The organism is Chryseobacterium sp. W4I1, assembly GCF_030816115.1.
GTDB lineage: Bacteria > Bacteroidota > Bacteroidia > Flavobacteriales > Weeksellaceae > Chryseobacterium.
Map to the genome: position 1 here is coordinate 1762035 of NZ_JAUSXQ010000001.1, position 22438 is coordinate 1784472.

The following is a 22438-nucleotide window of genomic DNA, read 5'->3' on the forward strand; positions in this document are numbered from 1 at the left end:
AAATTTATGAATAATTTATCAATCACCAAATAAAAAGCAAAAAAAATGTAAAAATAAAAACTTGACTATCAAACATATACATCTATATGCTACTACACCTTCACACAACTTATTGACTTAAAATCACCTTACAAATACGTATATGAACAACAATCAAATGCCCGCCGGAGAGATCCTGGGCGCCTCCTTACCTCACATTTCGGGGAATTTTGAAAATATTTTTCATTCTCACAATTATGACCATTACCGTTCCGCTGTCGAAGAAACTTTAGACCTTGTAGGAACCTTTCTTCACAGAAATGACAAACCCTTCAGTGGAATAGAAGCCAAAGAAATGAAAAGTATGGTACAGCAGATAGACCTGGATCAAAAGCTCTCTTCATACCAGGAGCTTCTTCAGGAAGTAGATACTATATATGTAAAGCATGCCACTGCTTTTCACCTTCCGCAATACGTGGCACACCTTAACTGCCCCATTGTAATTCCGGCTTTAGCAGGAGAAATCCTTGTCAGTGCCATCAATTCATCGCAGGATACCTACGACCAGAGTGCCGGAGGAACCTTTATGGAAAGAAAGCTGATCGACTGGACCGCAGAGCAGTTAGGATACAATCCGGAAACCAGCGACGGTGTTTTCACAGCAGGCGGATCACAGAGCAATCTGATGGGGCTTGTGATGATGCGCGACTGCTTTTCCCAGAAGAGATACAACCATAATATTAAGCTGGATGGCCTTCCACAGGAGGCTGGCAGATTCAGAATTTTTGTTTCTGATAAATCTCACTTCAGCAACTTAAAGAACGCCTCTATCATGGGATTAGGCGAAAAATGTATCGTTAAAGTTCCTACAGACGAAAGATTCTGCATGGACATCACTTTGCTGAAAAAATACATTAAGAGAGAAGAGCAGATGGGAAATATTCCTATCGGAATTGTTGCGACTGCCGGAACTACAGACTTCGGAAATGTAGACCCACTGGAAGATATTGCCAACGTTGCTGAGCAATACAACATCTGGATGCACGTAGACGCGGCTTACGGATGTGCTTTATTATTAAGCGAAAAATACCGTCATCTTCTGAACGGTATAGAAAGAGCGGATTCGGTGACGATAGATTATCATAAATCTTTCTTCCAGCCGATCAGCAGCAGTGCTTTCATCGTTAAAAACAAAAGGGAATTAAGAATCCTGAAACACCATGCAGACTATCTGAATCCTGCGGAAATGGATGAAGAGGAAATTCCTGCACAAATCAACAAATCCATTATCCAGAGTACCCGTAGATTCGATGCTCTGAAACTGTGGTTTACGTTAAGAATGATGGGCAAAGAACAGCTCTCAGAATATACAGATACCGTAATAGACCTTACCAAAGATGTGGCCTCTATGATTAGTGAGAATCCGCATTTCGAACTGCTTTCCGATACAGACCTGAGCGTTCTGGTTTTCCGTTATATCAGACCTGATATTGAAGACCTGAATGCTTTGAACCAGCATATCAAAATGAAACTTTTCTACAGCGGGGAAATTCTTGTGGCAAGCACTAAAGTAGACGGAAATTTCTACCTGAAGTTTACTTTCCTGAACCCGATCACTACGACAGAAGACGTTCACCAAATTTTAAATACAATACAATCGCATGGAGAAGACTTTGATACAGCCAACTAAGCTTACGGAAAAAGCACAGGAAATAACGATTAGAATCCTGCTGAACGGAATGCTTCGTGAGCTTGGAAACGGAAAGTTCTATCAGGGCGTTCCGAAATATGATGCGCTTACGGCTCAGGCGCTTGAAAACAGTTCCTATCCGCTTCATATAAGATTTGAATTAAAGAAAAGCGATATCTTTTTATTCGCTCCGGTTTCTTACCGTTCCGAAAGTGCTTTCCACAATTATGGAATGCCTTTATGGGTGGTTGATCATAACAATCAGAAAGTCTTTGAGCCGGATGTTGATCAGCTGACAGCATTGGTCTACCGTGAGCTTTCTGAACAGTTCAGTGAAAAAGGCTTGGATCTATTCACGAAAAGAATTCACAGCAGCTTAAGAAATCTGGAAATGATCATGGAAGAAGGTTTACAGGATCAGGATGCTTTGACGTATTCTTTCCTGGAATCTGAACAACAACTTCCTGTGGGACATAATCTTCACCCTTTCACAAAAGCGAGAATGGGATTCTCCAGAGAAGAGCAGCTTCTTTACGGCCCGGAATTCAATCAAGGAATCCAGCTGGAGTATTTTCTGGTGCACAAAAGCTGTGTCCGGGAACATTCGGTTTTAGAACAGCCTTACAACGAATTTCTGAAGAGCGTTGTTTCATTACCCGAAGATCTTGAAGCGAAGTATCTTAACGAAGGTGAAAAGCTTTCTGATTTCTATACGGTTCCGTGTCATCCTTGGGAAGCTACTTATCTTTTGTCTATCGAAGAAGGAGCGGAAATGATCAAAGACCGTACTTTAATTCATATCGGGGCTTTTGGGGAAGAATTTTATTCAACCTCTTCTATCAGAAGTATGTACAGCCCTCAAATTCCGTGGATGCCTAAGTTTTCTTTAAATGTTCTTTTAACAGGATCGATACGAATCAATACGGAGAAAGATCTAAAAAGAGGCTACGCATCGGCTTTATGGAGAAAACATACTGGAACAGCGTTTGAAAAGGATTTTAATCAGTTCAAACTGCTTTTGGAACCTGTAACATTAGGCGTTTATCATCAGGATAAAAATATTGAAAGCCTTAATCTCCTGATCCGCGAAAACCCGTTCCAGCCGGAAGATAAAATCCTTCTTTTAGCAAGATTATGTCAGGACGAACCTGCAGATGGTCAGAATTTTATCCAAAAGTTCTTTACAGATGTTTCTGAAAAACTGGGAACAAGTCCGGAAGAATCGGTGACCACTTGGTTTTCAAAATATATTCACCTGCTGATTGCTCCTTTAAACCATTTATACAGCCAATACGGCATGGCTCCTGAAGCGCATCAACAGAATCTCCTGATCCAACTGGATGATCAGTTGCTGCCAACAACTCTTTTTGTAAGGGATGCACAGGGATATTTGTTAAGAGAAAGCGCAAGAGAACAGTATGCGGAGCTTTCCAAAACGTATCCTGAGATTGAAGATCTTTTCATCAGGGATGAGCGTCTTTTAGATATTATCTCTTACCATGTTCTGGTGAGTAATCTTTCAGCATTGGTGGCTTCATTAGGAAAGACAGGATGGGTGAAAGAAAGAACACTGATCAATATGCTGCACAGCGAATTTGCACAGGTTCATCAGGAAATGCCTTCATATTTTACGCGTTATGCACTTGAAAACCGTCATTGGGGAACAAAAACCAACTTTAAGGCGGTTGCCAATGAAATTGACGGTATTACAAGTGCCGCAGCGATTTCTTATGCTAAAGTTCCGAATCTTCTTCACTATCATTACTTCTCAGATCAGCTGATTCATCCGAAAGGGAAAGAAGCTTTCTTCAAGCGTTATTTCCAGAAAGATGATGTCACGGTTACGATGAGACCTGTTAATCTTGATGAAGATCTTGAAATGCTTCATGAGTGGTTTAACCGTGAACATGCGATCAAAATCTGGCAGATGAACTGGCCGATTGATGAACTGGAAACCTATTACCGTTTAATGCTGCCGGGTGATGAAGCACACAGCTACATCGTCATGAGCAATGGCGAACCTACATGCAATATTGAGGTTTACTGGCCATGCAGAGATATTGTGGGCGATTACTACGATGTACTGCCTACCGATTACGGAACCCACCAGTTCATTGCACCGACTGATCCGAAGAAGAAATACGTTTCTCCTTCCACACAGTCTATGGTAGATTATGTATTTGCCCAGCCTGAGGTTGGAAAAATGGTAGGCGAGGGTTCGGTAGATTCTCTGGCTTCTATGATGAACAAGGCGCATGTCGGATTCAAAGTAGATAAAGTCATTGAAATGCCTCATAAAAAAGCCAACCTTAATTTCTGCTACAGAGAATGGTATTGGGAAAAATTCCCGCAAAACAAAGATGTAGAATTCACCGTAAAAATCACTGAACATGAATAACGACACGATATATAACGTGATCGGAATAGGTATTGGCCCTTTTAATTTAGGACTTGCTGCCTTATCGAATCCGATTTCTGAATTAAAAACACTTTTCCTTGACCAGAGAGATGGTTTCGACTGGCATCCGGGATTAATGATTGACCATGTAACACTGCAAACGCCTTTTTTATGCGACTGCGTGTCCATGGCAGATCCTACGAATCCTTTAAGCCTTCTGAACTATCTGAAAGAAACGAACAGGCTGTACAAATTCTTTATCAGGGAAGATTTTTTCATTCCGCGTAAAGAATACAACCGTTACTGTCAATGGGTAGTGAGCCAGCTTCCACAGTGCCGTTTTTCAACGCAGGTGGTTGATATTGTGTATGAAGGCGGACTGTATTTAATTACAACCGTTCACACCAAAACTAAGGAAACAGAGGTTTTCAGAACAGAAAGACTGATCCTGGGAACAGGGACACAGCCACATATTCCTTCGTTTATTCCGAAAGATGATTCGCGTATTCTTCATACAAGCTCTTATCTGTACCACAAGGAAGAACTTTTGGCTCAGGGTAAAAAAATTGCCGTGATCGGTTCAGGGCAAAGTGCTGCAGAGGTTTTCTATGATTTATTGCAAAGCCGTGATGAAAATACCCGATTGGGCTGGTATTCACGTCCGGACCGTTTCTTTCCGATGGAATATTCAAAGCTGACGCTGGAACTGACTTCTCCTGATTATGTAGATTATTTTTACAGCAGGGATGAGGCAGCCAGAAAATCAATATTAAGCAAGCAGCAGGCTCAGTTTAAAGGAATCAATTACGACCTCATCAACCAGATCTATGATTTTATCTACGACCTGAATATTGATAATGCTGATCCAAACCTGACGATCATTCCAAACAGCCAGTTGGATAGAGTAGATAATAGCAATCCGGATAATCTAACTCTTGAGTTCACACAATTGGAGCAGGATGTCCCTTACGAACAGGAAGCTGATTATCTGGTGGTAGGAACAGGATACCGTTATCATGAACCTGCTTTCCTTAAAAATATTCAGTCCAGAATTAAAAGAGATTCCACAGGATTATTTGCGGTCAACAGGAATTATTCCATAGACCATAACGGCGGTGAAATCTATGTGCTTCATGCAGAAGTACACACCCACAGCTACATTTCTACCGATCTTGGAATGGCGGCGTACCGTAATTCCTATATCATCAATGACATTTTGGGAAGAGAACATTATAAAATCGAAAAGAAAATTGCTTTCCAGGATTTTGATGTAGAGAAATACGCTGCGGTATCAACTGTCAAAATATAACAGAACAATGAACACCAACTTAAAAAATAATACAATCAGTCAGGAAATCTGGCTACAGGCCAACAGAGACCTTATGGCCAAGACGATTGCAGAATTAATGCATGAAGAACGGTTAAAACCTGTTGCCGTTTCACAGGATGACGCTGGATTTACAGTCTTCAAACTGGAGACCGGGATTGAAACTATCGCATACAGTTTCCGCGGACAGGAAAGGATGATGGATTACTGGCACATTGATACGGACAGTATCGAAAAAATAGAGAATGGAGTTTCAACCTCAGCGCTGAATATTCCCCAGTTTTTCCTTGAAATGCAGACCGTATTCGATTTGGATGCCAATACGCTGGCAAGATATACCGAGGAATTGCTGCATACCTTATATTGTGATGCACTGATCTTATCCAGAGGCGTTATGTCTTCAAAAGAATTGGCATCAAGTAATTATCAGACTGTAGAACATCAGATGACGGGCCATCCTTGGGTGATCGTTAACAAAAGCAGGTTAGGATTTTCTCCTACTGATCTTGAAACGTTTGCTCCGGAAGCGGGAGAGGATTTAAAAGTGTTGTGGCTGGCTGCTCATAAGGACAGATCAGCGTTCCAGTCGTTGGAGCATATAAATCAGGAAGGATTTTACCGTTCTGAAATTGGAGACGAATTGTATCAATCATTTCAACAAAGGCTGATCGATTCCGGAAAGTCTCCTGATGATTATAATTTAATTCCCGTGCATCCATGGCAATGGGAACATAAACTGAAAATTCACTTTGCAGGTGATATCGCATCCGGTATCTTAGTTCTTTTAGGAGAAGGAAATGATGTGTATAGCCCGCAACAGAGCATCAGAACTTTGTTTAATACAGATCATCCTGAAAAAAGATATCTGAAAACCGCTGTTTCTATTTTAAGTACAGGAAATATCAGAGGACTGTCGCCTAAGCAGATGAAAATTGCCCCTTCCATTACAGACTGGGTAAAAGGACTGATCAAAGGCGATGCTTATCTTGAAACCAAAGGAACCATATTCTTAGGAGAAGAAGCTTCTATTGCTTATCTGCACCCTCAATACAGTGCAATTGCCGGTGTTCCTTATCAGTATAACGAATTTCTTGGAGCTTTATGGCGCGAAAGTGCTTCCAATTATTTACAGGAAGACGAAGAAATGTTTACCATGGCTTCCCTGCTTTTTGTAGATCAAAATGGAGTTCCTTTGGTACAGGCTTTTGCAGAACAGGCAGGAATCAGTATCAGGCAGTGGATCACAGATTATCTGGATGCTTATCTTACGCCGTTGCTTCACATTTATTACACCCATTCTCTTTGTGTAACCCCTCACGGAGAAAACATTATGGTCGTATTGAAAAACGGAGTGCCACAGAGAATTGTCATCAAAGATTTTGTGGATGATATTGTCCTGACTACAGAAGCAAGGGAAAAACTTCCTGATCATCTGGCAGACGGACTGATCCAGTCTTCCAACAAGGAAAACGTTCCATTGTCTATTCTCTTGGGTGTTTTTGATGCGTTCTTCAGATATTTATCCAATGTTCTGCATACGCATTCCAGCTTTGAGGAAGAAACCTTCTGGACGCTTGTTTATGACTGTATAGAGAACTACAAAAACCATAATCCTCATCTGAATGAGCGTTATGAAAAATATGACCTGTATGTCCCTACCTTCAAAAGGTTCTACATCAACAGTCTTCGTTTGAAAAACAACGGTTACAGTGAAAATAAAGCATTTGCTATTCCAAAGAAAGACGGTGCACTGCCGAATCCTTTGTATCAGATTGCGAATAAAAACTCTGTAGCGACCGTATGAGAAAGCTTCTGCATCTTGTAAAAGAAAGCTCTGTATTTGCGTACGGAGCTTTAGCGGGAAAAAAAGTAGAACTTACCTCAGGGAGTATCAACCGTTCTATCTTCAGCCTTGCCATTCCGATGGTGATGGAGCTCGTGATGGAATCTGTTTTTGTCAGTATCAATCTTTTAATTATTGCAAGATTAGGAGATAAAGTCCTTGGACTCGTGGGAATTGCAGATAACTATATCAATTTTGCCAATGCGATTGCCATTGGTTTGGGTATCGCCGCTGCAACACTGACGGCCAGGAGAGCCGGAGAGAAAGATCAGGAGGGTATGAGCCGGACTGCGCATTATATCATATTACTGGCCTCTGCTTTTGCATTACTGATTGGTGGTCTGTCATTCCTTTTTACTGGTGAGATCATCAGCTTCCTTGGATTCAATACAGGGATGGTAAATAACGGACTTCCTTTTTCCAAGCTGGTGTTTCTGAGTATCGGTCTGGTGATTCTGCGTCTGTCTATCAATGGTTTGTTCAGAGGAGCGGGAGATGCCGATCTGGCGATGAAGTCATTGTGGCTTTGTCATATCTCAAGTATGGTGTTCGCCGTGATCCTTGTTTTCGGACTGGGTTTTATTCCTGCTTACGGATTGATGGGATTGGCTTATGCTACTATACTATCCCGATTATTGGCAGTTTTGTATCAGTTCTTTATTCTTCTTACACGCAAAACCAGTGTTAATATCCTGGTCAAGTTTCATCTTGATCTGCCTTTAATTAAGAAAATACTGAAAATTACTTTTGGAGGACTGGTTCAGTACATTATTCCTGCTTCAAGCTGGCTGATTATGGTTAAAATCATCGCCACTTTCGGGACTACTGCTCTTGCAGGATACATTATTGCGCAGAGAATTGCTTCTGTGGCAACGATGCCTGCGTGGGGAATAGGAAATGCTGCAGGGGTTCTTACAGGACAGAATTTAGGAGCCGGAAATCCGGACCGTGCTGAAAAAACAGTATGGAGAGCCGGAGGAATCAATATGACTTATCTGATAGCCGTCGCTGTATTCTGGCAGTTCGCTGCGGAATATGTGGTGACGTTCTTCACCAAGGAGGCTGAGGTAGCGCGATATGCCGTACAGTACATCCATGTGGTGTCTATGGCTTATCTCTTACTCGGTTTTACAATGGTGATCAGCCGTGCGCTTAATGCGGCCGGTAATATTATGCAGGTAACCCTGCTGTACATGATCATGTTCTATGTGATTCAGCTTCCTTTGGCTTACCTGCTTGGGGTAAGGCTTCAATGGGAACTGAAAGGAATATTCACCGCTATTGTTTCTTCGGAAATCGTACTGGCTGTACTGTTCCTTATGATATTCAAAAATGGTAAATGGAAAACTATAAAAATTTAAAATGCACACAACAGACGAATTTTATGAAATTATCGCATCAGCAATCGCTGTGAAAAAAGAATTGGTAGACGAAAACCTTACCTATCAGGAGATTCCTGAGTGGGACTCTATGTCGCATCTGCTTATTGTAGAAGCGTTGGAGCAGTTCTACCGTGTCAAGTTTGACTTTAACGACATCCTTGAAATGGGAACCGTCGGAAAGATCCGCGAAAAAATGAAAAAATACGATGTACTCGTAGAAAACTAAGTATATGAAAATTTTAGAAAATGTAATTGCCAACAAGAACTTGTTGTTTACAGATGCTTCCACCGGTGCTTCCACGCCGGTGGGAACACTGTACCGGTCTTTAGGCCTCAATCCTGTAGAAAAAGGATTGATCTTTTTGTACAATGACAATCAGGTACCTAGTATTGAAGTACTCCTCAATTTCTATGGAACCGCGCATGCCATTGCTGTTTTGGGACAGAAACTGCATCCGGAATTTAAAGAACGTCTGGAAGCAGAATACCGTCCCAAATATATCTTTGATCCCTCAAGAGATGAGGTTCAGGGGTATTCGCTGAAGGAGTTTTCGGAAACGGTTAAAATCTTTGCTAAAGAAGATTACCAGCCGGAAGTGACCATTCATCCTGACATCAAGATCCTTTTAAGTACTTCCGGAACCACCGGAGTTCCGAAACTGGTGAAGCTTTCAGATGAAAACCTTTATCAGAATGCAGTGAGTATCCTTCAATACATGCCGATCCTGGAATCTGATGTAGTTCCGCTCAACGTACCGATTAATTTCGTGTACGGTTTTTCTATTTTTACCACCAACTGTATGCGTGCGGGAAGAATAGTTTGTACGGACAAAGACATCATGCAGAAAGCCTTTTGGGATGAAATGGAAGCGTATGGGTACAGCACGCTTGGAGGCGTTCCATATCTGTACGAAAACCTGAACAGAATCGGATTCTTCAGAAAAGACAGCAGGAGCCTGAGGTATATGACCCATACAGGAGGTGTGATCAATGCTGAATTGAGGAAAACCATCTTCAATTACTGCCTTGAGTTCGATAAACAGTTCTTTGCCCAATATGGACAGACGGAAGCAGGCGGAAGAATGGCTTATCTTACTACAGACGGACTTCTTGAAGAGGAAACGTCTATTGGTACTCCTGTACACGGAGGAAGCTTCCAGATTGATCCTAAAACGGATGAACTGCTCTTTTTACATTCAAGCATCAGCGGTGGATATGCCAACAAGCTTGAAGATCTGTCTACCTACGAACAGCCTAAGCTTCTTCATACAGGAGACACAGGCAGACGAGGGCAGAACGGACTGTATTACATCACAGGAAGAATCAAACGCATCATGAAGCTTTTCGGAATCCGTCTCAATCTGGATGAGGTAGAGTTTATCCTTAAGAATGAACTGGAAGGCAATACAGTGGTCTGCCTGAACGGCAATGACAAAAAAATCATTGTTCTGTATGACAACATCAATATTGATCCCCAGACCATTACGGCAACCATTAAAAGTAAACTGCGCATCAATCCGCAGTACGTACGCACCGAACACATAGAATCATTTCCATTATCACCAAACGGCAAAATAAACTATCCCCTGTTACAAAACTTACAGCATGAAAATATTTAAAACCCCTATATTACTTTTATTCCTTGTCGGTCTTCCTCTTTTTGTTTCTGCCCAGCAGAGTGAACGTGTTAACGGAAAGATTATGTTGTCTGAAAAGGTGCCCGTGAAGAATGCGCTTTTAAGATTAGTCAATACGCCGTATCAGGCTAAGACCAACAGTTTAGGAGAATACTATTTTGATAATGTGCCACCGGGAGAATATACGCTTCAGGTGGTTTTAAATGACATAGAATTGATGCGTGAGCAGATCCGTATTGAAAAAGATGTCTTTGAAATTCCGGTGATTTATCCGGAAGCAGAAAACAATGTGATCGAAGGAATCACAGTATACGCTTTCAGCAGAAATAAATTTCTGGACAGAGACAGTACTTCGATTTCTAAAATGCCTCTGAGAAACATTGAAAATCCGCAAATGTATACAAGCATCAACCAGCAGATCCTGAAAGAGCAGTTGGTGTATGATATGTCGGACGCCTTAAAAAATGCACCGGGTATTGTAAAAATGCAGGGAAGTGCGGGTAGAGCGGGAGACGGAAGTTTCTACTACAATTTAAGAGGGTTTCCTACCAGAGTTTCTATGGTAGACGGTGTTCCTGCGACTACCAACTCAGAAATTGATCCTGCGGATATTGAACGTATCGACGTCATCAAAGGACCTTCTGGAACTTTGTATGGTGGTGCGGTTAATTCGTTTGGAGGATTAATTAATGTGGTGACGAAAAAGCCGAAAGATTATTTCGGCGGAGAAGCTTCTTATCTTTTGGGAAGTTATAACCTGAATCGTGTGACGGCTGATGTATACGGTCCAATCACAGAGTCAAGAAAGACTTTATTCCGTTTGAATGCTGCCTATCAGTACCAGAACGGGTTCAGAGATTCTGAGTTTAGAAAATCCATGTTTGTGGCGCCTACATTCAGCTATCAGGTGAATGACCGTTTAAAATTTAACTTGGGAGCTCAGATTTACACTTATGAAGGAACAAACACTCCGATTATCTTTTTACCGAGAACCAGACCATTCATCGCAACCACTCCGGATGAGCTTGGATACGATTGGAAAAGATCTTATTCCAATAATGATATGAGCTTAAAGGCACCTTCCATTAACGTAAAAGCTGAGATTAATTATAAAATTTCAGATCAGTGGACTTCACAGACTTTGATCTCAAGAAATTACAGAAAAACGGAAGGATTGTATCAATATCAGTTCATGAGAGGAAATACGGACAATCTTTTAGAGCGTAATGTACAGTGGCAGAATGGTGAAGGAGCGTCTACCAGTGTTCAGCAGAACTTTAACGGGGAATTCAAAATAGGAAAAATCAAAAATAAGGTTCTTGTAGGATTGGATTATTTAAACCAGTCTATGAATAATAACCTTTCTCCAATTGTCGTATTCGATTACATTGATCCCAGAAATCCTACAGCGCCGATAGCTCCGCCGATAACAGGTACATATGGTAATATAACCAGAGATTTGGCGTTACAGAAAATTCAGACTTCTACAGCACCTTTAGTACGAAATACGGCATCAAGTAATATTTATGGCGCTTATATTTCCGATGCGGTATATATTACAGACCGTTTGGTTACTTTGTTGAGTTTACGTTTTGACCATTATGAAAGCAAAGGACAGCTTGACTTGGTTAAGAATTCTAATTCGGGGCCATTCAATCAGAATGCGTTGTCTCCAAAACTTGGTTTATCCTATCAGATTCTTAAAGACCGTCTGTCTGCCTATGCTAACTATATGAATGGTTTCAGTAATTTAGCTCCGGTTGCGCAGCCACTTGCAGACTACAGTGGAGATTTCAAACCACAAAGATCTAATCAGTGGGAAGTAGGATTCAAAGGAAATCTTTGGAGAAACAGAGTGAATTTCACAGTAGGATATTATGATATTCTGGTTGACAATATGTTACGGGCAGATGTTGTGAATCGCGACGGAACAAACTATAATGTGACCATCCAGGACGGAGAACAGAAAAGTAAAGGGATCGAAATTGAAACCATCCTTAATCCAATTCAGGGGCTGAACATTATGGCAGGATATTCTTATAACGACAGTAAGTTTGTAAAAGCTGCTACCAATGTAGATGGCCGCCGTCCGTCGTCTTCAGGTCCGGCTAATGTATTCAATTCATGGGTAAGCTACATATTGCCGATCAAAGGACTTTCAGGTCTCGGATTAGGTTTTGGAGTAAACCGCGTGGGTGAGCAGGTTACTGTAGACAATGCAGCTACCGGACAGTTTACATTCCCGGCTTATACTTTAGTGAACGCTTCCGTATCTCTTGAAAAAGAAAGATACAGATTAGGATTTAAAATGAATAATTTAGGAAATGCGCAGTATTTCGCAGGACAGGGTGTTATAGTAGCCCAAATGCCCCGTAACTTTGTAGCGGAGGTTACTCTTAAGTTTTAATATGAATTCTATACTCAGAAAGACAGCATATCAATTACATCTATGGCTCGGACTAACGTCCGGGCTTATAGTTGTCATAATGGCGGTGACAGGATGTATTCTCGCTTTTGAAAAAGAGCTGAAACATGCATTACACCCTGAAAAATATTTCGTCAAAACCATAAAAAAAGAAAAGCTGCAGTTTTCCGATCTTAAACTAAAAGCTGAGCAGGCACTTCCGGACAGCTTAAAGGTAAGCAGGGTAGAAATATCCTCAGATCCATCCAGAAGCTATGCTTTCCGGTCTTTGAAAATGGATAAAGAAGCTCTGACGTATTGGGGTTCTTACATCCATTATTACAGAGTGTATGTAGATCCTTACACCGGAAAAGTTCTTGAGGTGGAAAATGCCAAAAATGATTTTTTTGAAATCGTGATGGATTTGCACCGCAGGCTTTTATTGGGTGAAAAAATTGGCAAAACCATTACCGGATATTCCACACTGATATTGGCGATCATGCTTTTTTCAGGATTGATGATCTGGTTTCCCCGCAAAATGAATAAAAAGGCACTCAAAGGAATGTTTACGATCAAAACATCAGCCAAATGGAAAAGAGTTAATTATGATATGCACAATGTCTTAGGATTTTATGCAGTCATTCCTTTATGTCTTATTTCATACGCCGCTTTGATATGGAATTTTGAGGATGTTGATCAATGGGTCAAAAAAACACTGAACGGAAAGACAAAAACCGAACAGAAGGCTAAAAGTACCATTCCTGCCGAAGAATCTTCAGACAAGAAAAACATCTTGAATATGGTCGGAAACAGGGTAGAACAGAGCCTCGCAGATAAGAAATCTGCACTCATCAGCTTTCCTAAAACAGAAGAAGGAACTTATTATGCTGAGGTAACGTACGGAAATAAGCAATACGAGAATGAGCAGTTTACTTTTGATCAATACTCAGGAAAAATCTTAAAGCATCAATCCTACAAAGATAAAAGTATAGGATATGGAACTGCATTAAGAGAAAGAAATTATGACCTTCATACAGGAAGCATCTTTGGAATGACGGGCCGGATTTTATATCTTTTTGCAGGCATGATGGCAGCTTCACTTCCCATCACCGGATTTATTATTTATCTGAACAGAAAAAAGAAGAAACCCAAGAAAAAGAAAGTGAAGATATTGACTCCTTCAAATTAAAAAAACAAAAATTTTAGATAAGTGTAACGTAACTGTTACACTTTTTTTATTCCAATTCAAATAACATAACTATCTACATAATCAGTAAACTCTGCGTGAAATTTTATGCTAGTTTAAATCTTCTGTGTGATTTTTAGATGTTTTTTACCTCTCGCAGATTAAGCGGATTGAGCAGATTAATAAAAACGCAAACATCTGCCATATCTGCTTAATCTTCGAGAGATTTCCTATAACAATCTTTTAGCACCATCAGAAAGAATTTCAATACTCTTTTCCATTTCCTCAAAATTCAGATTTCCAAAACCCAACCTCATCGCCGTAAGATCCTTGGTCTGATAAAGTAGTGTTTTGGGAATAAATAAATTGTTCTGTGCACAATTCCGACTCAACTGCATCAGATTGACAGGAATATTCCATTCCAGCCAGAAAGCAAGACCTCCCGAAGGCCTCTGGAACTTGATTAATCCGTCTAGATTTTCTTCAAGTAATTCTGCAAAATAATCCCGTCTTTCCTGGTAAACCTTTAACGATTTTTTCAGATACCGGTGTATTTCACCTTCCTCGATCATTTCACCCAAAGCTCTTTCCATTAAAATATCCCCCTGACGGTCTATAATTCCGAGATATTTCCTCATCTCAACCATCAGATTTTCCGGAGCCACAATAAAACCGGTCCGGAATCCCGGAGCCAATGATTTTCCAAAAGATCCGATATAAATAACCATTCCCTTAGTATCCGCACTTGCCAGCGGAAGAATGGGGCTTTTGTCATAATGAAATTCATAATCGTAATCATCTTCCAGAATGATAAACCCGAATTCATGGGCAAGATCCAGCAGTTCAAGCCTTCTCTGTGCACTTAACGCAACAGTAGTAGGATAGTGGTGATGCGGCGTAAGATAAAGCATCCTGATTTTCTGCTTTTTACAGGCCTCACGGACGTTTTTCACGATAATTCCCTCTCCGTCAATAGGTATTGAAACAATATTGACACCCGCTTTCTGGAAAATCATATTCACAGAAAAATAGCTCAAAGCACCTACCAATACGGTATCTCCTGCAGAAAGGAGAATTTCGGAAACAATATAGATACTCATTTCCGTGCTTCGGGTAATGAGAAGATTGTTCTTTGAAATAGGCAGTCCGCGGGATAGATTAAGGTAATGTGACAGATGTTCTTTAAAAAATTCACTTCCGTCATGATTATAATGCCCAAGCATTTTCTGGTTGGATTTCCGTTTTAGAATAGAGCTGTAAAACCTTGAATGCTGTCCGATCTGAGTTAGTCTGATATCCGGAACTCCATCATTAAAAACATACTCACAGTCCGAATGCTCAAAAGGATTATCCAAAATATTGGAAGTTTTGAATGAAAAACCTGTCGTCTCAGGATAATTCTGAAGGTTATCTTTTTCAAAATCTTTAACCTTTACGGGCTTTTCCTGATTTTCTCCAATGATGAACGTTCCTTTATTCGGAAGGCTTTCCACCCAGCCCTGTGCAGATAATTCATCATAAACAGCCACAGCAGTATTCCGGTGGATTTCCAGAACTTCACTAAAAGCTCTGGTTCCCGGTAACTTGGTACCATAGGGCAGAAAACCTCTCTGAATAGCATTGATCAACTGATTCGCAATCTGCATATAGATCGAAGTCTCTGAATTTCTGTCAATTTCTATAAAACTTTCGTAAGGAATTTTAACCGGACTATCCATAATCTTAAAACTGGCACCTTTTAATGGTCCGGCAATATACTAATTTTGGATCAGAATAAATGAAAGTTACGAGATAGGAGGCCTACAAGCAATGATAAGAAAACTAAACCTCGACACTCGCAACCCACCAAAATTGATAAACCTATGGAATTTCATCAACTGCTAGAAAAAATCGTCCAGGACGGCGGAACTCACGCCAAATGGCTGAACACGCTTTCGTACATGGAAAATGCCGGTGCCAGAAAAATCTCAAAGTGTGAACATCCGGTTTCTGTTACGCTGATTCAGCTGAAACATGCTGCTGAAGAGCACCGCCACGCTTATTATCTAAAAAAACAGATCGGAAAAATAGATTCAGAATTGTGTAAAACTTATGAAGCAGATGAACTTCTGGCTCCAATTGCCACCCGGCAATATCTTCATTCACTAGATGTTAAGGTATGCAGATACCTTCAGACTGCATTTAACCTGAACAAAGAAGAACTGAAATTTGCGGCCTACCTTTTTGTAACCTATGCTATTGAAGTCCGTGCAGATGAGCTTTACCCGGTTTATCAGGATATTCTGACCAAAGAATCTTCGAAAATTATGGTGAAATCTATTATTCTGGAAGAGGAAGGACATCTTGAGGAAATGATCGATCAGTTAAATGAATTTTCCGCTGACTGGCAGCAGCACGCAGAAACGATTTTGACCCTAGAAAAAGAACTGCATGATCAGTGGATCAATGCCATCGCAGAGGAAGTTTCAGAGTTAGATTATGCTTAAAAAATTTCAGGAAGCGCTTGACAAAAGAAAAGAAGCGGGCACATTAAGAACTTTAAAACCAAAATCAGAAGGGATTGATTTTTATTCCAATGATTATCTTGGATTAGCCGGAAATGAAGAACTTCAGGCACAACTGCTTCTGAAGGTTCAGGAAAACCCTCAGCTTCTTTCAGGAAGCTCCGGTTCAAGGTTGATCAGCGGGAACAGCAATATAACCGATGAAACAGAAGAGTATATTTCTGAACAGCATCAATACCCAGCAGCTCTGCTTTTTTCTTCCGGTTACAATGCGAATCTGGCTTTATTTTCAACGCTGCCTGACCGTCACGACACGATTATTGTAGATGAGCAGATTCACCGCTCTGTTCATGATGCGTGCAGGATGTCTCATGCCCGGAAATTAAAATTCCGTCACAATGATCTGCAAGATTTGGAAAGTATCCTGAAAAAGCAGACCGGACCCTGTTTTATTGCTATAGAAAGCCTTTATTCCATGGATGGAGATCTGGCACCTATTCAGGAAATTGCAGCTTTAGCAAAAAGATATCATGCCGCACTGATTGTAGATGAAGCCCATTCTTTCGGAGTTTTTGGATATGCTTTGATTGATAAATACCAATTGCAAAATGATGTTTTTGCAGCTGTAGTAACCTATGGGAAAGCTTTAGGGGCACATGGCGCAGCTATTCTTTGTGATGAAACCGTAAAATCCTATTTAGTGAATTTTGCGTCTCCGTTTATTTATACGACCGCAGCTCATGATTTTTTATGGATAGCTATTCAAACAGCATATGAGTTTTTAAAACAAAAGCCGGGACCGTCAGAAAAACTTCATCACAACATTGAAATTTTCAGAAATCAAAATATAGAAACACCATCTTCGGAATTGAGTCCGATACAGGCTGTATTGGTTCCGGACAATCATCAATTAAGAAGTTTACAGAAAGGACTATCTGATCATAATTTCTTAACCTATGCCGTCTACAGTCCCACTGTAAAAGCAGGAACTGAAAGACTCAGAATATGCCTCCACAGCTTCAATACCGAAAAGGAGATCATAGAACTCACAGGACTCATCAAAGCACTCCTTTAAACCAAACAAAAATTAATATTTAAACCTAAATCCCGAATCACGCATCTCGAAACCCGTAACCCGCATGACCCAACTATTCATCACCGGCATAGGCACCGAAGTAGGAAAAACAATTTGCTCTGCCGTTTTAACGCAATATTTTAAAGCCGATTACTGGAAACCCGTACAATCCGGAGATCTGGACTATTCGGACAGTCATAAAATAGAATCATGGACAGAAAATACAGTCTGCCATCCGGAAACTTACCGTTTTAAGCTGGCTGCATCACCGCATCAGTCGGCACGGGAAGAAAATGTGCAGATTGATCTTGACCAGTTTCATCTGCCTGAAACACAGAACAGTCTTATTGTAGAAGGAGCCGGAGGGCTTATGGTCCCGCTTACAGATGATATCTTCATGATTGATCTTACAGAAAAACTGGAACTTCCGGTGGCATTGGTGGCGAGGAATTATTTAGGGTGTATTAATCATACTTTGCTTTCCATCATGGCATTAGAACAGAAAAATCTCAAACTGGAATGCCTGATCCTCAACGGAGTTTTTTCTCCGGATACCGAAAGAGTCATCAGCAACTTTATTAAAAGACAAACGAGAATCATCCACATTCCTGAAATTGACCAACCCACAAAAGACAGCATTAAAGCTGCCGCAGAACAATTAACAAAAACAAATTTATGATAATGGACAAAAAAACAACCGTAAGAAACAACTGGACAAAAGAAGAAATAGAAGAAATTTACCACCAGCCGTTACTGGAGCTGATTTATAAGGCAGCCACCGTTCACCGTGAATGGCACGATCCGACCGAAGTACAGATCTCCACCTTATTATCCATCAAAACAGGAGGATGTCCTGAGGATTGTTCCTATTGTGGTCAGGCTGCCCGTTACCATACCAATATCAAAGTACAGGCATTGCTTCCGACAGAAACCGTTATTGCTCACGCTCAAAAAGCAAAAAACAGCGGTTCATCCCGTTTCTGTATGGCTGCAGCATGGCGTGAAGTTCGAAATAACCGTGATTTTGACCGTGTAATCGATATGGTAAAAGGAGTGAATGAGCTTGGACTGGAAGTATGCTGTACTTTAGGAATGCTTACTGAAGAACAGGCTATCCGTCTTCAGGAGGCAGGTTTATACGCTTACAATCACAATCTGGATACTTCTGAACAGTATTACGAAGAAATTATTTCAACCAGAACCTTCGATAACAGGATCAATACCATTAATAATGTAAGAAATGCCGGAATAACGGTTTGTTCAGGAGGAATTATCGGACTTGGAGAAACGCACAGAGACCGGATCTCAATGCTTTTAACATTAGCCACAATGCCCAAACATCCGGAATCTGTTCCTATTAATGCCTTAGCCAGAGTAGCAGGAACGCCGCTTGAAGATAACGAAAAAGTAGACAGTTGGGAAATGGTACGAATGATTGCGACTGCAAGAATTGTCATGCCTTCTTCCATGGTCAGATTAAGTGCAGGACGAATAGAAATGAATGAAACAGAGCAGGCGTGGTGCTTTATGGCAGGAGCCAATTCAATCTTTACAGGAGAAAGAGAAACGCTGTTGGTGACACCAAATCCGGGAGTTTCAGAAGATATGCAGATGCTGGAAAAACTGGGACTAAAACCGATGAAGATGAAGGAGAGTAGCTGTTGTTAGTTGAGTTTCGAGTCAACTTCCATTACTCCCAGCTTCTAACTTCCAGCTTTTAAAAAATCATAAATACATTTTACATGAATAAATCAATACAATCCCTAAAGTCAAGAGACAAAGCCATCAACTGGCATCCGTATACCCAAATGAAAACGGCAGGCGATGCAGTACCCATTGTTAAAGGCAAGGGTGTTTATTTATATGACGATGAAGGGAAAAAGTATATCGATGCAGTGTCTTCATGGTGGGTGACTTTGCACGGCCATGCTCATCCTTATATAGCCGAGCGGGTATTTGAACAGTTAAATACTCTGGAACAGGTTATTTTTGCAGGATTTACGCATGAACCAGCAGTTCAACTTTCAGAAAATCTATTAAGACTGCTTCCTGATAATCAGAAAAAAGTTTTTTATTCGGATAATGGCTCGACAGCAGTTGAAGCAGCGCTGAAGATGTGTATTCAATACGCCTATAACCTCGGAAAAGAGAAGACTAAAATTCTGGCTTTTAAAAATGCTTATCACGGTGATACCTTCGGGGCGATGTCCGTGAGCGGAAGAAGTGCCTGGACAAAGCCTTTCGGGAGTATGTTATTTGAAGTGATCTTTATTGATACACCCAACTCAGAAAACCTGGAAAGTTTAAAAATACAGATTAAAGATATAGCAGAAGAGACAGCCTGTTTTATTTATGAACCTTTGGTACAGGGCGCAGCAGGCATGCTGATATATGAGGCCAAACATCTGGATGAACTGATGAAGTTTTGCAGAAACGAAGAAATTCTGATGATTCAGGATGAAGTATTCACAGGTTTTGGAAGGACCGGAAAGCTTTTTGCAGCTAACCATCTTACAGAAATGCCAGATATTATGTGCTTTTCAAAAGGCCTCACCGGAGGAACAATGCCGATGGGAATTACGACCTGTTCTCAGGAGATTTTCAATGCTTTTTTATCTGATGACAAGTATAAAACTCTGTTTCACGGGCATTCTTTTACGGCTAATCCTTTAGCATGTACGGCGGCACTGGCCAGCATGGAACTTTTATTACAGGAAGAAACTTTAAGAGCAATTGACCGAATTAGCAGACAACATTCAGATTTTTCTAAAGTTCTTTTAAAGCATCCGGATGTTGAAAATGTACGTCAGACTGGAACTATTCTGGCTTTTGAGTATAAAACCGATCAGAATACTTCTTATTTTAATCAGATTGGAAAGGTTTTGTATGATGAATTTCTGGAACGTGGGATTATTATACGTCCGCTGGGAAATGTTATGTATCTGGTTCCGCCGTATTGCATTACTGCAGAAGAACTTGATTTTATTTACCGGAATATTTTGGAAGTATTGGATGCTTTTAAGAATCAAGATCGTTGCCCCAAGCATGCAGCTGATCAAGGATAGGACCTAACTTCCGGGCTTTATCCGTCAATTTATAATAAACTTCAGGAGGAAAATTGTAAACTTCAATGCGTTGAATGATATGATTTTCCTCCATTTGTTTCAGCTGCTCCGAAAGCACCTTTTTTGAAACTCGAGGCATTTTACGCCACAATTCCACAAATCTTACTTGGTCTTCCTCAAAAAGATTCTGAAGAATCAGCGGTTTCCATTTTCCGGAAAGAATGTCCAGGCTTCGTCTGAGCCCGCAGTTTTTAAATTCTTCAAAATTCATCAACAAATGTTTTTATCGTTAACCTTTTGGTAACCGTCTATTATTTAATCTTGATTGAGCAATAGCTTTGCAATGACAAAATTAAGTAAAATGAAAATAGAATTATGGCGCAATGCCACATTACTGCTCCAGATCGGAGGAAAAAATATTTTAATTGATCCCATGCTTGGAGAAAAAGGTTCTTTGGGGAAATTTCCGATGACGGATAACGAATTATTGAACCCATTAGTTGATCTTCCATTCAGTGAAGAAGAACTGAAGGATAAGCTGTCCAAAATTGATGCAGTAGCAGTAACTCATCTTCATCCTGATCATTGGGACGGAAAAGCTATTGAACTTTTAGATAAAAATATTCCCGTGATCTGTCCTGAGATTATTTCGGACCAGATTGCGCAATCCGGTTTTAAGAATATAATTTCTATCAAAGACAGCATCATTTGGAAAAACATAAGCATTTCCATTACAGAAGGACAGCACGGAACCGGTGAAATAGGGGAGAAAATGGGCAAGGTAAACGGATTTGTCTTTAAAACAGAGGATAAAACCCTCTATATTGTTGGCGACAGCATCTGGTATGACAAAATTGCGGCAGAAATCGATCAGCACAAGCCACAGCATATTGTTGTAGCCGGAGGTGCAGCCACTTTTGCTGTGGGAGACCCTATTATTATGACGAGTGAAGACATCATTAAACTTTGTGAATATGCACCTGATGCCTCTGTTCTGGTCACCCATCTTGAAGCAGTTAGTCACTGCAAAGAAAACCGTGAATTTATTCAGAATAGAATCAATGAAAACGGTATGAAAAACAGATGTTTAGTTCTTCAGGACGGTATGGAATATTCTTTATAATTAATTTAAAAGAGTTTAAAATCTATTAATCTTTTAGATGAGTAGGTTTGGGATGGCTTATTTTTTGAATGCCTTCTCTAAATTAATTTCTATGCTATCCTTATTTCTCTTAGAGCTCAACTGGAAAGAATTACTAATGGGGCATGAAGAATGGTCTTTTCTTTTAGAAATTATTCTCAGGACGGCTATTATGTTTTTGACAATCATCGCCGGGCTGAGAATTTTAGGTAAAAGAGGGGTTAAACAGCTATCCATTTTTGAACTTGTTGTTATTATCGGTTTAGGCTCTGCGGCAGGTGATCCTATGTTTAACAAAGATGTGGGAATTGTCTCTTCAATCCTGGTTTTTATCGTTATTATTCTGTTATACACGATCATTACAATTTTTATCGCCAAAAGCAAAAATTTTGAAAAGCTGGTGGAAGGCTCTTCTGCCTGCCTGATTCGTGAAGGAGAATTTGCCATTGACAATTTCAAAAAAGAAAACTTAGGCAGCGATGAATTCTTTGCTGAATTAAGATTAAAAGGAGTTTCCCAATTGGGTCAGATCGAAACAGCTATTGTAGAAAGCTCAGGGGAAATCAGTATATTTTATTTTGAAGATGAAAAAGTGAAATATGGTCTTCCCATCATGCCGGAATCATTAGAAGATTCATTAAAAATGGCTGAAAAAGAAGCTTATTATTCCTGCATATTCTGTGGCTATACCGAATTGAAAACCAAGGGAAATACAGAAAAATGTCCCAAATGCCGGAAAGATGAGTGGGTGGAGGCCAGCAACAAAAGAAGGGTAACCTAAGAATAATAAATGAGCCTTACAACAAA

18 protein-coding genes are annotated in these 22438 nt (G+C 40.4%); 16 read left to right on the forward strand and 2 right to left on the reverse strand.

All coding sequences use genetic code 11. The features are described from left to right. The first annotated feature begins 142 nt into the window (after positions 1 to 142). Genes QF044_RS08130 through QF044_RS08170 form a run of 9 tightly spaced genes read left to right on the forward strand, consistent with a single transcriptional unit; the run spans position 143 to position 13849 of the window. Positions 143 to 1669, forward strand: a complete 1527-nt coding sequence (locus QF044_RS08130; protein WP_307265787.1) for an aspartate aminotransferase family protein — start codon at positions 143 to 145, stop codon at positions 1667 to 1669. Then, positions 1641 to 4067, forward strand: coding sequence for a GNAT family N-acetyltransferase (locus tag QF044_RS08135; RefSeq protein ID WP_307265788.1), 2427 nt, complete (start codon positions 1641 to 1643; stop codon positions 4065 to 4067). The genes QF044_RS08130 and QF044_RS08135 overlap by 29 nt, the downstream gene beginning before the upstream one ends. Further along, positions 4060 to 5376, forward strand: a complete 1317-nt coding sequence (locus QF044_RS08140; RefSeq protein ID WP_307265790.1) for a lysine N(6)-hydroxylase/L-ornithine N(5)-oxygenase family protein — start codon at positions 4060 to 4062, stop codon at positions 5374 to 5376. The genes QF044_RS08135 and QF044_RS08140 overlap by 8 nt, the downstream gene beginning before the upstream one ends. Positions 5377 to 5383: 7 nt before the next feature. Next, on the forward strand, positions 5384 to 7198 hold the full coding sequence (locus QF044_RS08145) for an IucA/IucC family siderophore biosynthesis protein (protein WP_307265791.1): 1815 nt from the start codon (positions 5384 to 5386) through the stop codon (positions 7196 to 7198). Continuing rightward, positions 7195 to 8598: an MATE family efflux transporter gene (locus QF044_RS08150; RefSeq protein WP_307265793.1), complete on the forward strand. Its 1404-nt coding sequence runs from the start codon at positions 7195 to 7197 to the stop codon at positions 8596 to 8598. Before QF044_RS08145 ends, QF044_RS08150 begins: the two co-directional genes overlap by 4 nt. Before the next feature lies 1 nt (position 8599). Continuing rightward, positions 8600 to 8845: an acyl carrier protein gene (locus QF044_RS08155; protein ID WP_062646915.1), complete on the forward strand. Its 246-nt coding sequence runs from the start codon at positions 8600 to 8602 to the stop codon at positions 8843 to 8845. Between the two features lie 4 nt (positions 8846 to 8849). Further along, positions 8850 to 10238: an AMP-binding protein gene (locus tag QF044_RS08160; protein WP_307265795.1), complete on the forward strand. Its 1389-nt coding sequence runs from the start codon at positions 8850 to 8852 to the stop codon at positions 10236 to 10238. Beyond that, entirely contained in the window at positions 10225 to 12663 is a 2439-nt protein-coding gene (locus tag QF044_RS08165) for a TonB-dependent receptor (protein WP_307265798.1), read from the forward strand. Before QF044_RS08160 ends, QF044_RS08165 begins: the two co-directional genes overlap by 14 nt. A 1-nt stretch (position 12664) precedes the next feature. Next, positions 12665 to 13849: a PepSY domain-containing protein gene (locus tag QF044_RS08170; protein ID WP_307265799.1), complete on the forward strand. Its 1185-nt coding sequence runs from the start codon at positions 12665 to 12667 to the stop codon at positions 13847 to 13849. Positions 13850 to 14076: 227 nt separating this feature from the next. Here QF044_RS08170 and QF044_RS08175 read toward each other — a convergent pair whose 3' ends face one another. Beyond that, positions 14077 to 15564: a PLP-dependent aminotransferase family protein gene (locus QF044_RS08175; RefSeq protein ID WP_307265801.1), complete on the reverse strand. Its 1488-nt coding sequence runs from the start codon at positions 15562 to 15564 to the stop codon at positions 14077 to 14079. A gap of 144 nt (positions 15565 to 15708) precedes the next feature. Here QF044_RS08175 and QF044_RS08180 point away from each other — a divergent pair, with 144 nt between their 5' ends. The 5 genes from QF044_RS08180 to bioA all read left to right on the forward strand — a co-directional run bounded on the left by QF044_RS08180 (position 15709) and on the right by bioA (position 20490). Then, on the forward strand, positions 15709 to 16332 hold the full coding sequence (locus QF044_RS08180; protein WP_307265803.1) for a hypothetical protein: 624 nt from the start codon (positions 15709 to 15711) through the stop codon (positions 16330 to 16332). Next, entirely contained in the window at positions 16325 to 17425 is a 1101-nt protein-coding gene (locus QF044_RS08185) for an aminotransferase class I/II-fold pyridoxal phosphate-dependent enzyme (RefSeq protein ID WP_307265805.1), read from the forward strand. Before QF044_RS08180 ends, QF044_RS08185 begins: the two co-directional genes overlap by 8 nt. Before the next feature lie 64 nt (positions 17426 to 17489). Beyond that, a complete protein-coding gene (gene bioD / locus QF044_RS08190; RefSeq protein WP_307265806.1) occupies positions 17490 to 18104 on the forward strand; it encodes a dethiobiotin synthase in 615 nt (204 codons plus the stop codon). Positions 18105 to 18106: 2 nt separating this feature from the next. Beyond that, on the forward strand, positions 18107 to 19093 hold the full coding sequence (gene bioB, locus QF044_RS08195; RefSeq protein ID WP_307265807.1) for a biotin synthase BioB: 987 nt from the start codon (positions 18107 to 18109) through the stop codon (positions 19091 to 19093). Between the two features lie 74 nt (positions 19094 to 19167). Beyond that, positions 19168 to 20490: an adenosylmethionine--8-amino-7-oxononanoate transaminase gene (gene bioA / locus QF044_RS08200; RefSeq protein ID WP_307265809.1), complete on the forward strand. Its 1323-nt coding sequence runs from the start codon at positions 19168 to 19170 to the stop codon at positions 20488 to 20490. On the opposite strand, the gene QF044_RS08205 is transcribed toward bioA, so the two are convergent. Next, the gene (locus QF044_RS08205) at positions 20444 to 20761 is read right to left on the reverse strand and encodes a helix-turn-helix domain-containing protein (RefSeq protein WP_307265810.1); all 318 of its coding nucleotides are present in this window, start codon (positions 20759 to 20761) and stop codon (positions 20444 to 20446) included. The two genes, bioA and QF044_RS08205, sit on opposite strands and share 47 nt — an antisense overlap. Before the next feature lie 90 nt (positions 20762 to 20851). Between QF044_RS08205 and QF044_RS08210 the strand changes: the two genes are divergently transcribed. Together QF044_RS08210 and QF044_RS08215 are read left to right on the forward strand one after the other, a co-directional pair. After that, on the forward strand, positions 20852 to 21613 hold the full coding sequence (locus QF044_RS08210; protein ID WP_307265811.1) for an MBL fold metallo-hydrolase: 762 nt from the start codon (positions 20852 to 20854) through the stop codon (positions 21611 to 21613). 91 nt (positions 21614 to 21704) lie between these two features. Then, complete coding sequence (locus QF044_RS08215) at positions 21705 to 22412, forward strand: DUF421 domain-containing protein (protein ID WP_307265813.1); 708 nt, start codon at positions 21705 to 21707, stop codon at positions 22410 to 22412. Positions 22413 to 22438 lie beyond the last annotated feature (26 nt).

Coding starts and splice junctions, on each gene's coding strand:
- QF044_RS08130 (WP_307265787.1), top strand. CDS start 143: ATGAACAACAATCAAATGCCCGCCGGAGAGATCCTGGGCGCCTCCTTA.
- QF044_RS08135 (WP_307265788.1), top strand. CDS start 1,641: ATGGAGAAGACTTTGATACAGCCAACTAAGCTTACGGAAAAAGCACAG.
- QF044_RS08140 (WP_307265790.1), top strand. CDS start 4,060: ATGAATAACGACACGATATATAACGTGATCGGAATAGGTATTGGCCCT.
- QF044_RS08145 (WP_307265791.1), top strand. CDS start 5,384: ATGAACACCAACTTAAAAAATAATACAATCAGTCAGGAAATCTGGCTA.
- QF044_RS08150 (WP_307265793.1), top strand. CDS start 7,195: ATGAGAAAGCTTCTGCATCTTGTAAAAGAAAGCTCTGTATTTGCGTAC.
- QF044_RS08155 (WP_062646915.1), top strand. CDS start 8,600: ATGCACACAACAGACGAATTTTATGAAATTATCGCATCAGCAATCGCT.
- QF044_RS08160 (WP_307265795.1), top strand. CDS start 8,850: ATGAAAATTTTAGAAAATGTAATTGCCAACAAGAACTTGTTGTTTACA.
- QF044_RS08165 (WP_307265798.1), top strand. CDS start 10,225: ATGAAAATATTTAAAACCCCTATATTACTTTTATTCCTTGTCGGTCTT.
- QF044_RS08170 (WP_307265799.1), top strand. CDS start 12,665: ATGAATTCTATACTCAGAAAGACAGCATATCAATTACATCTATGGCTC.
- QF044_RS08175 (WP_307265801.1), bottom strand. CDS start 15,564: ATGGATAGTCCGGTTAAAATTCCTTACGAAAGTTTTATAGAAATTGAC.
- QF044_RS08180 (WP_307265803.1), top strand. CDS start 15,709: ATGGAATTTCATCAACTGCTAGAAAAAATCGTCCAGGACGGCGGAACT.
- QF044_RS08185 (WP_307265805.1), top strand. CDS start 16,325: ATGCTTAAAAAATTTCAGGAAGCGCTTGACAAAAGAAAAGAAGCGGGC.
- bioD (WP_307265806.1), top strand. CDS start 17,490: ATGACCCAACTATTCATCACCGGCATAGGCACCGAAGTAGGAAAAACA.
- bioB (WP_307265807.1), top strand. CDS start 18,107: ATGGACAAAAAAACAACCGTAAGAAACAACTGGACAAAAGAAGAAATA.
- bioA (WP_307265809.1), top strand. CDS start 19,168: ATGAATAAATCAATACAATCCCTAAAGTCAAGAGACAAAGCCATCAAC.
- QF044_RS08205 (WP_307265810.1), bottom strand. CDS start 20,761: ATGAATTTTGAAGAATTTAAAAACTGCGGGCTCAGACGAAGCCTGGAC.
- QF044_RS08210 (WP_307265811.1), top strand. CDS start 20,852: ATGAAAATAGAATTATGGCGCAATGCCACATTACTGCTCCAGATCGGA.
- QF044_RS08215 (WP_307265813.1), top strand. CDS start 21,705: ATGCTATCCTTATTTCTCTTAGAGCTCAACTGGAAAGAATTACTAATG.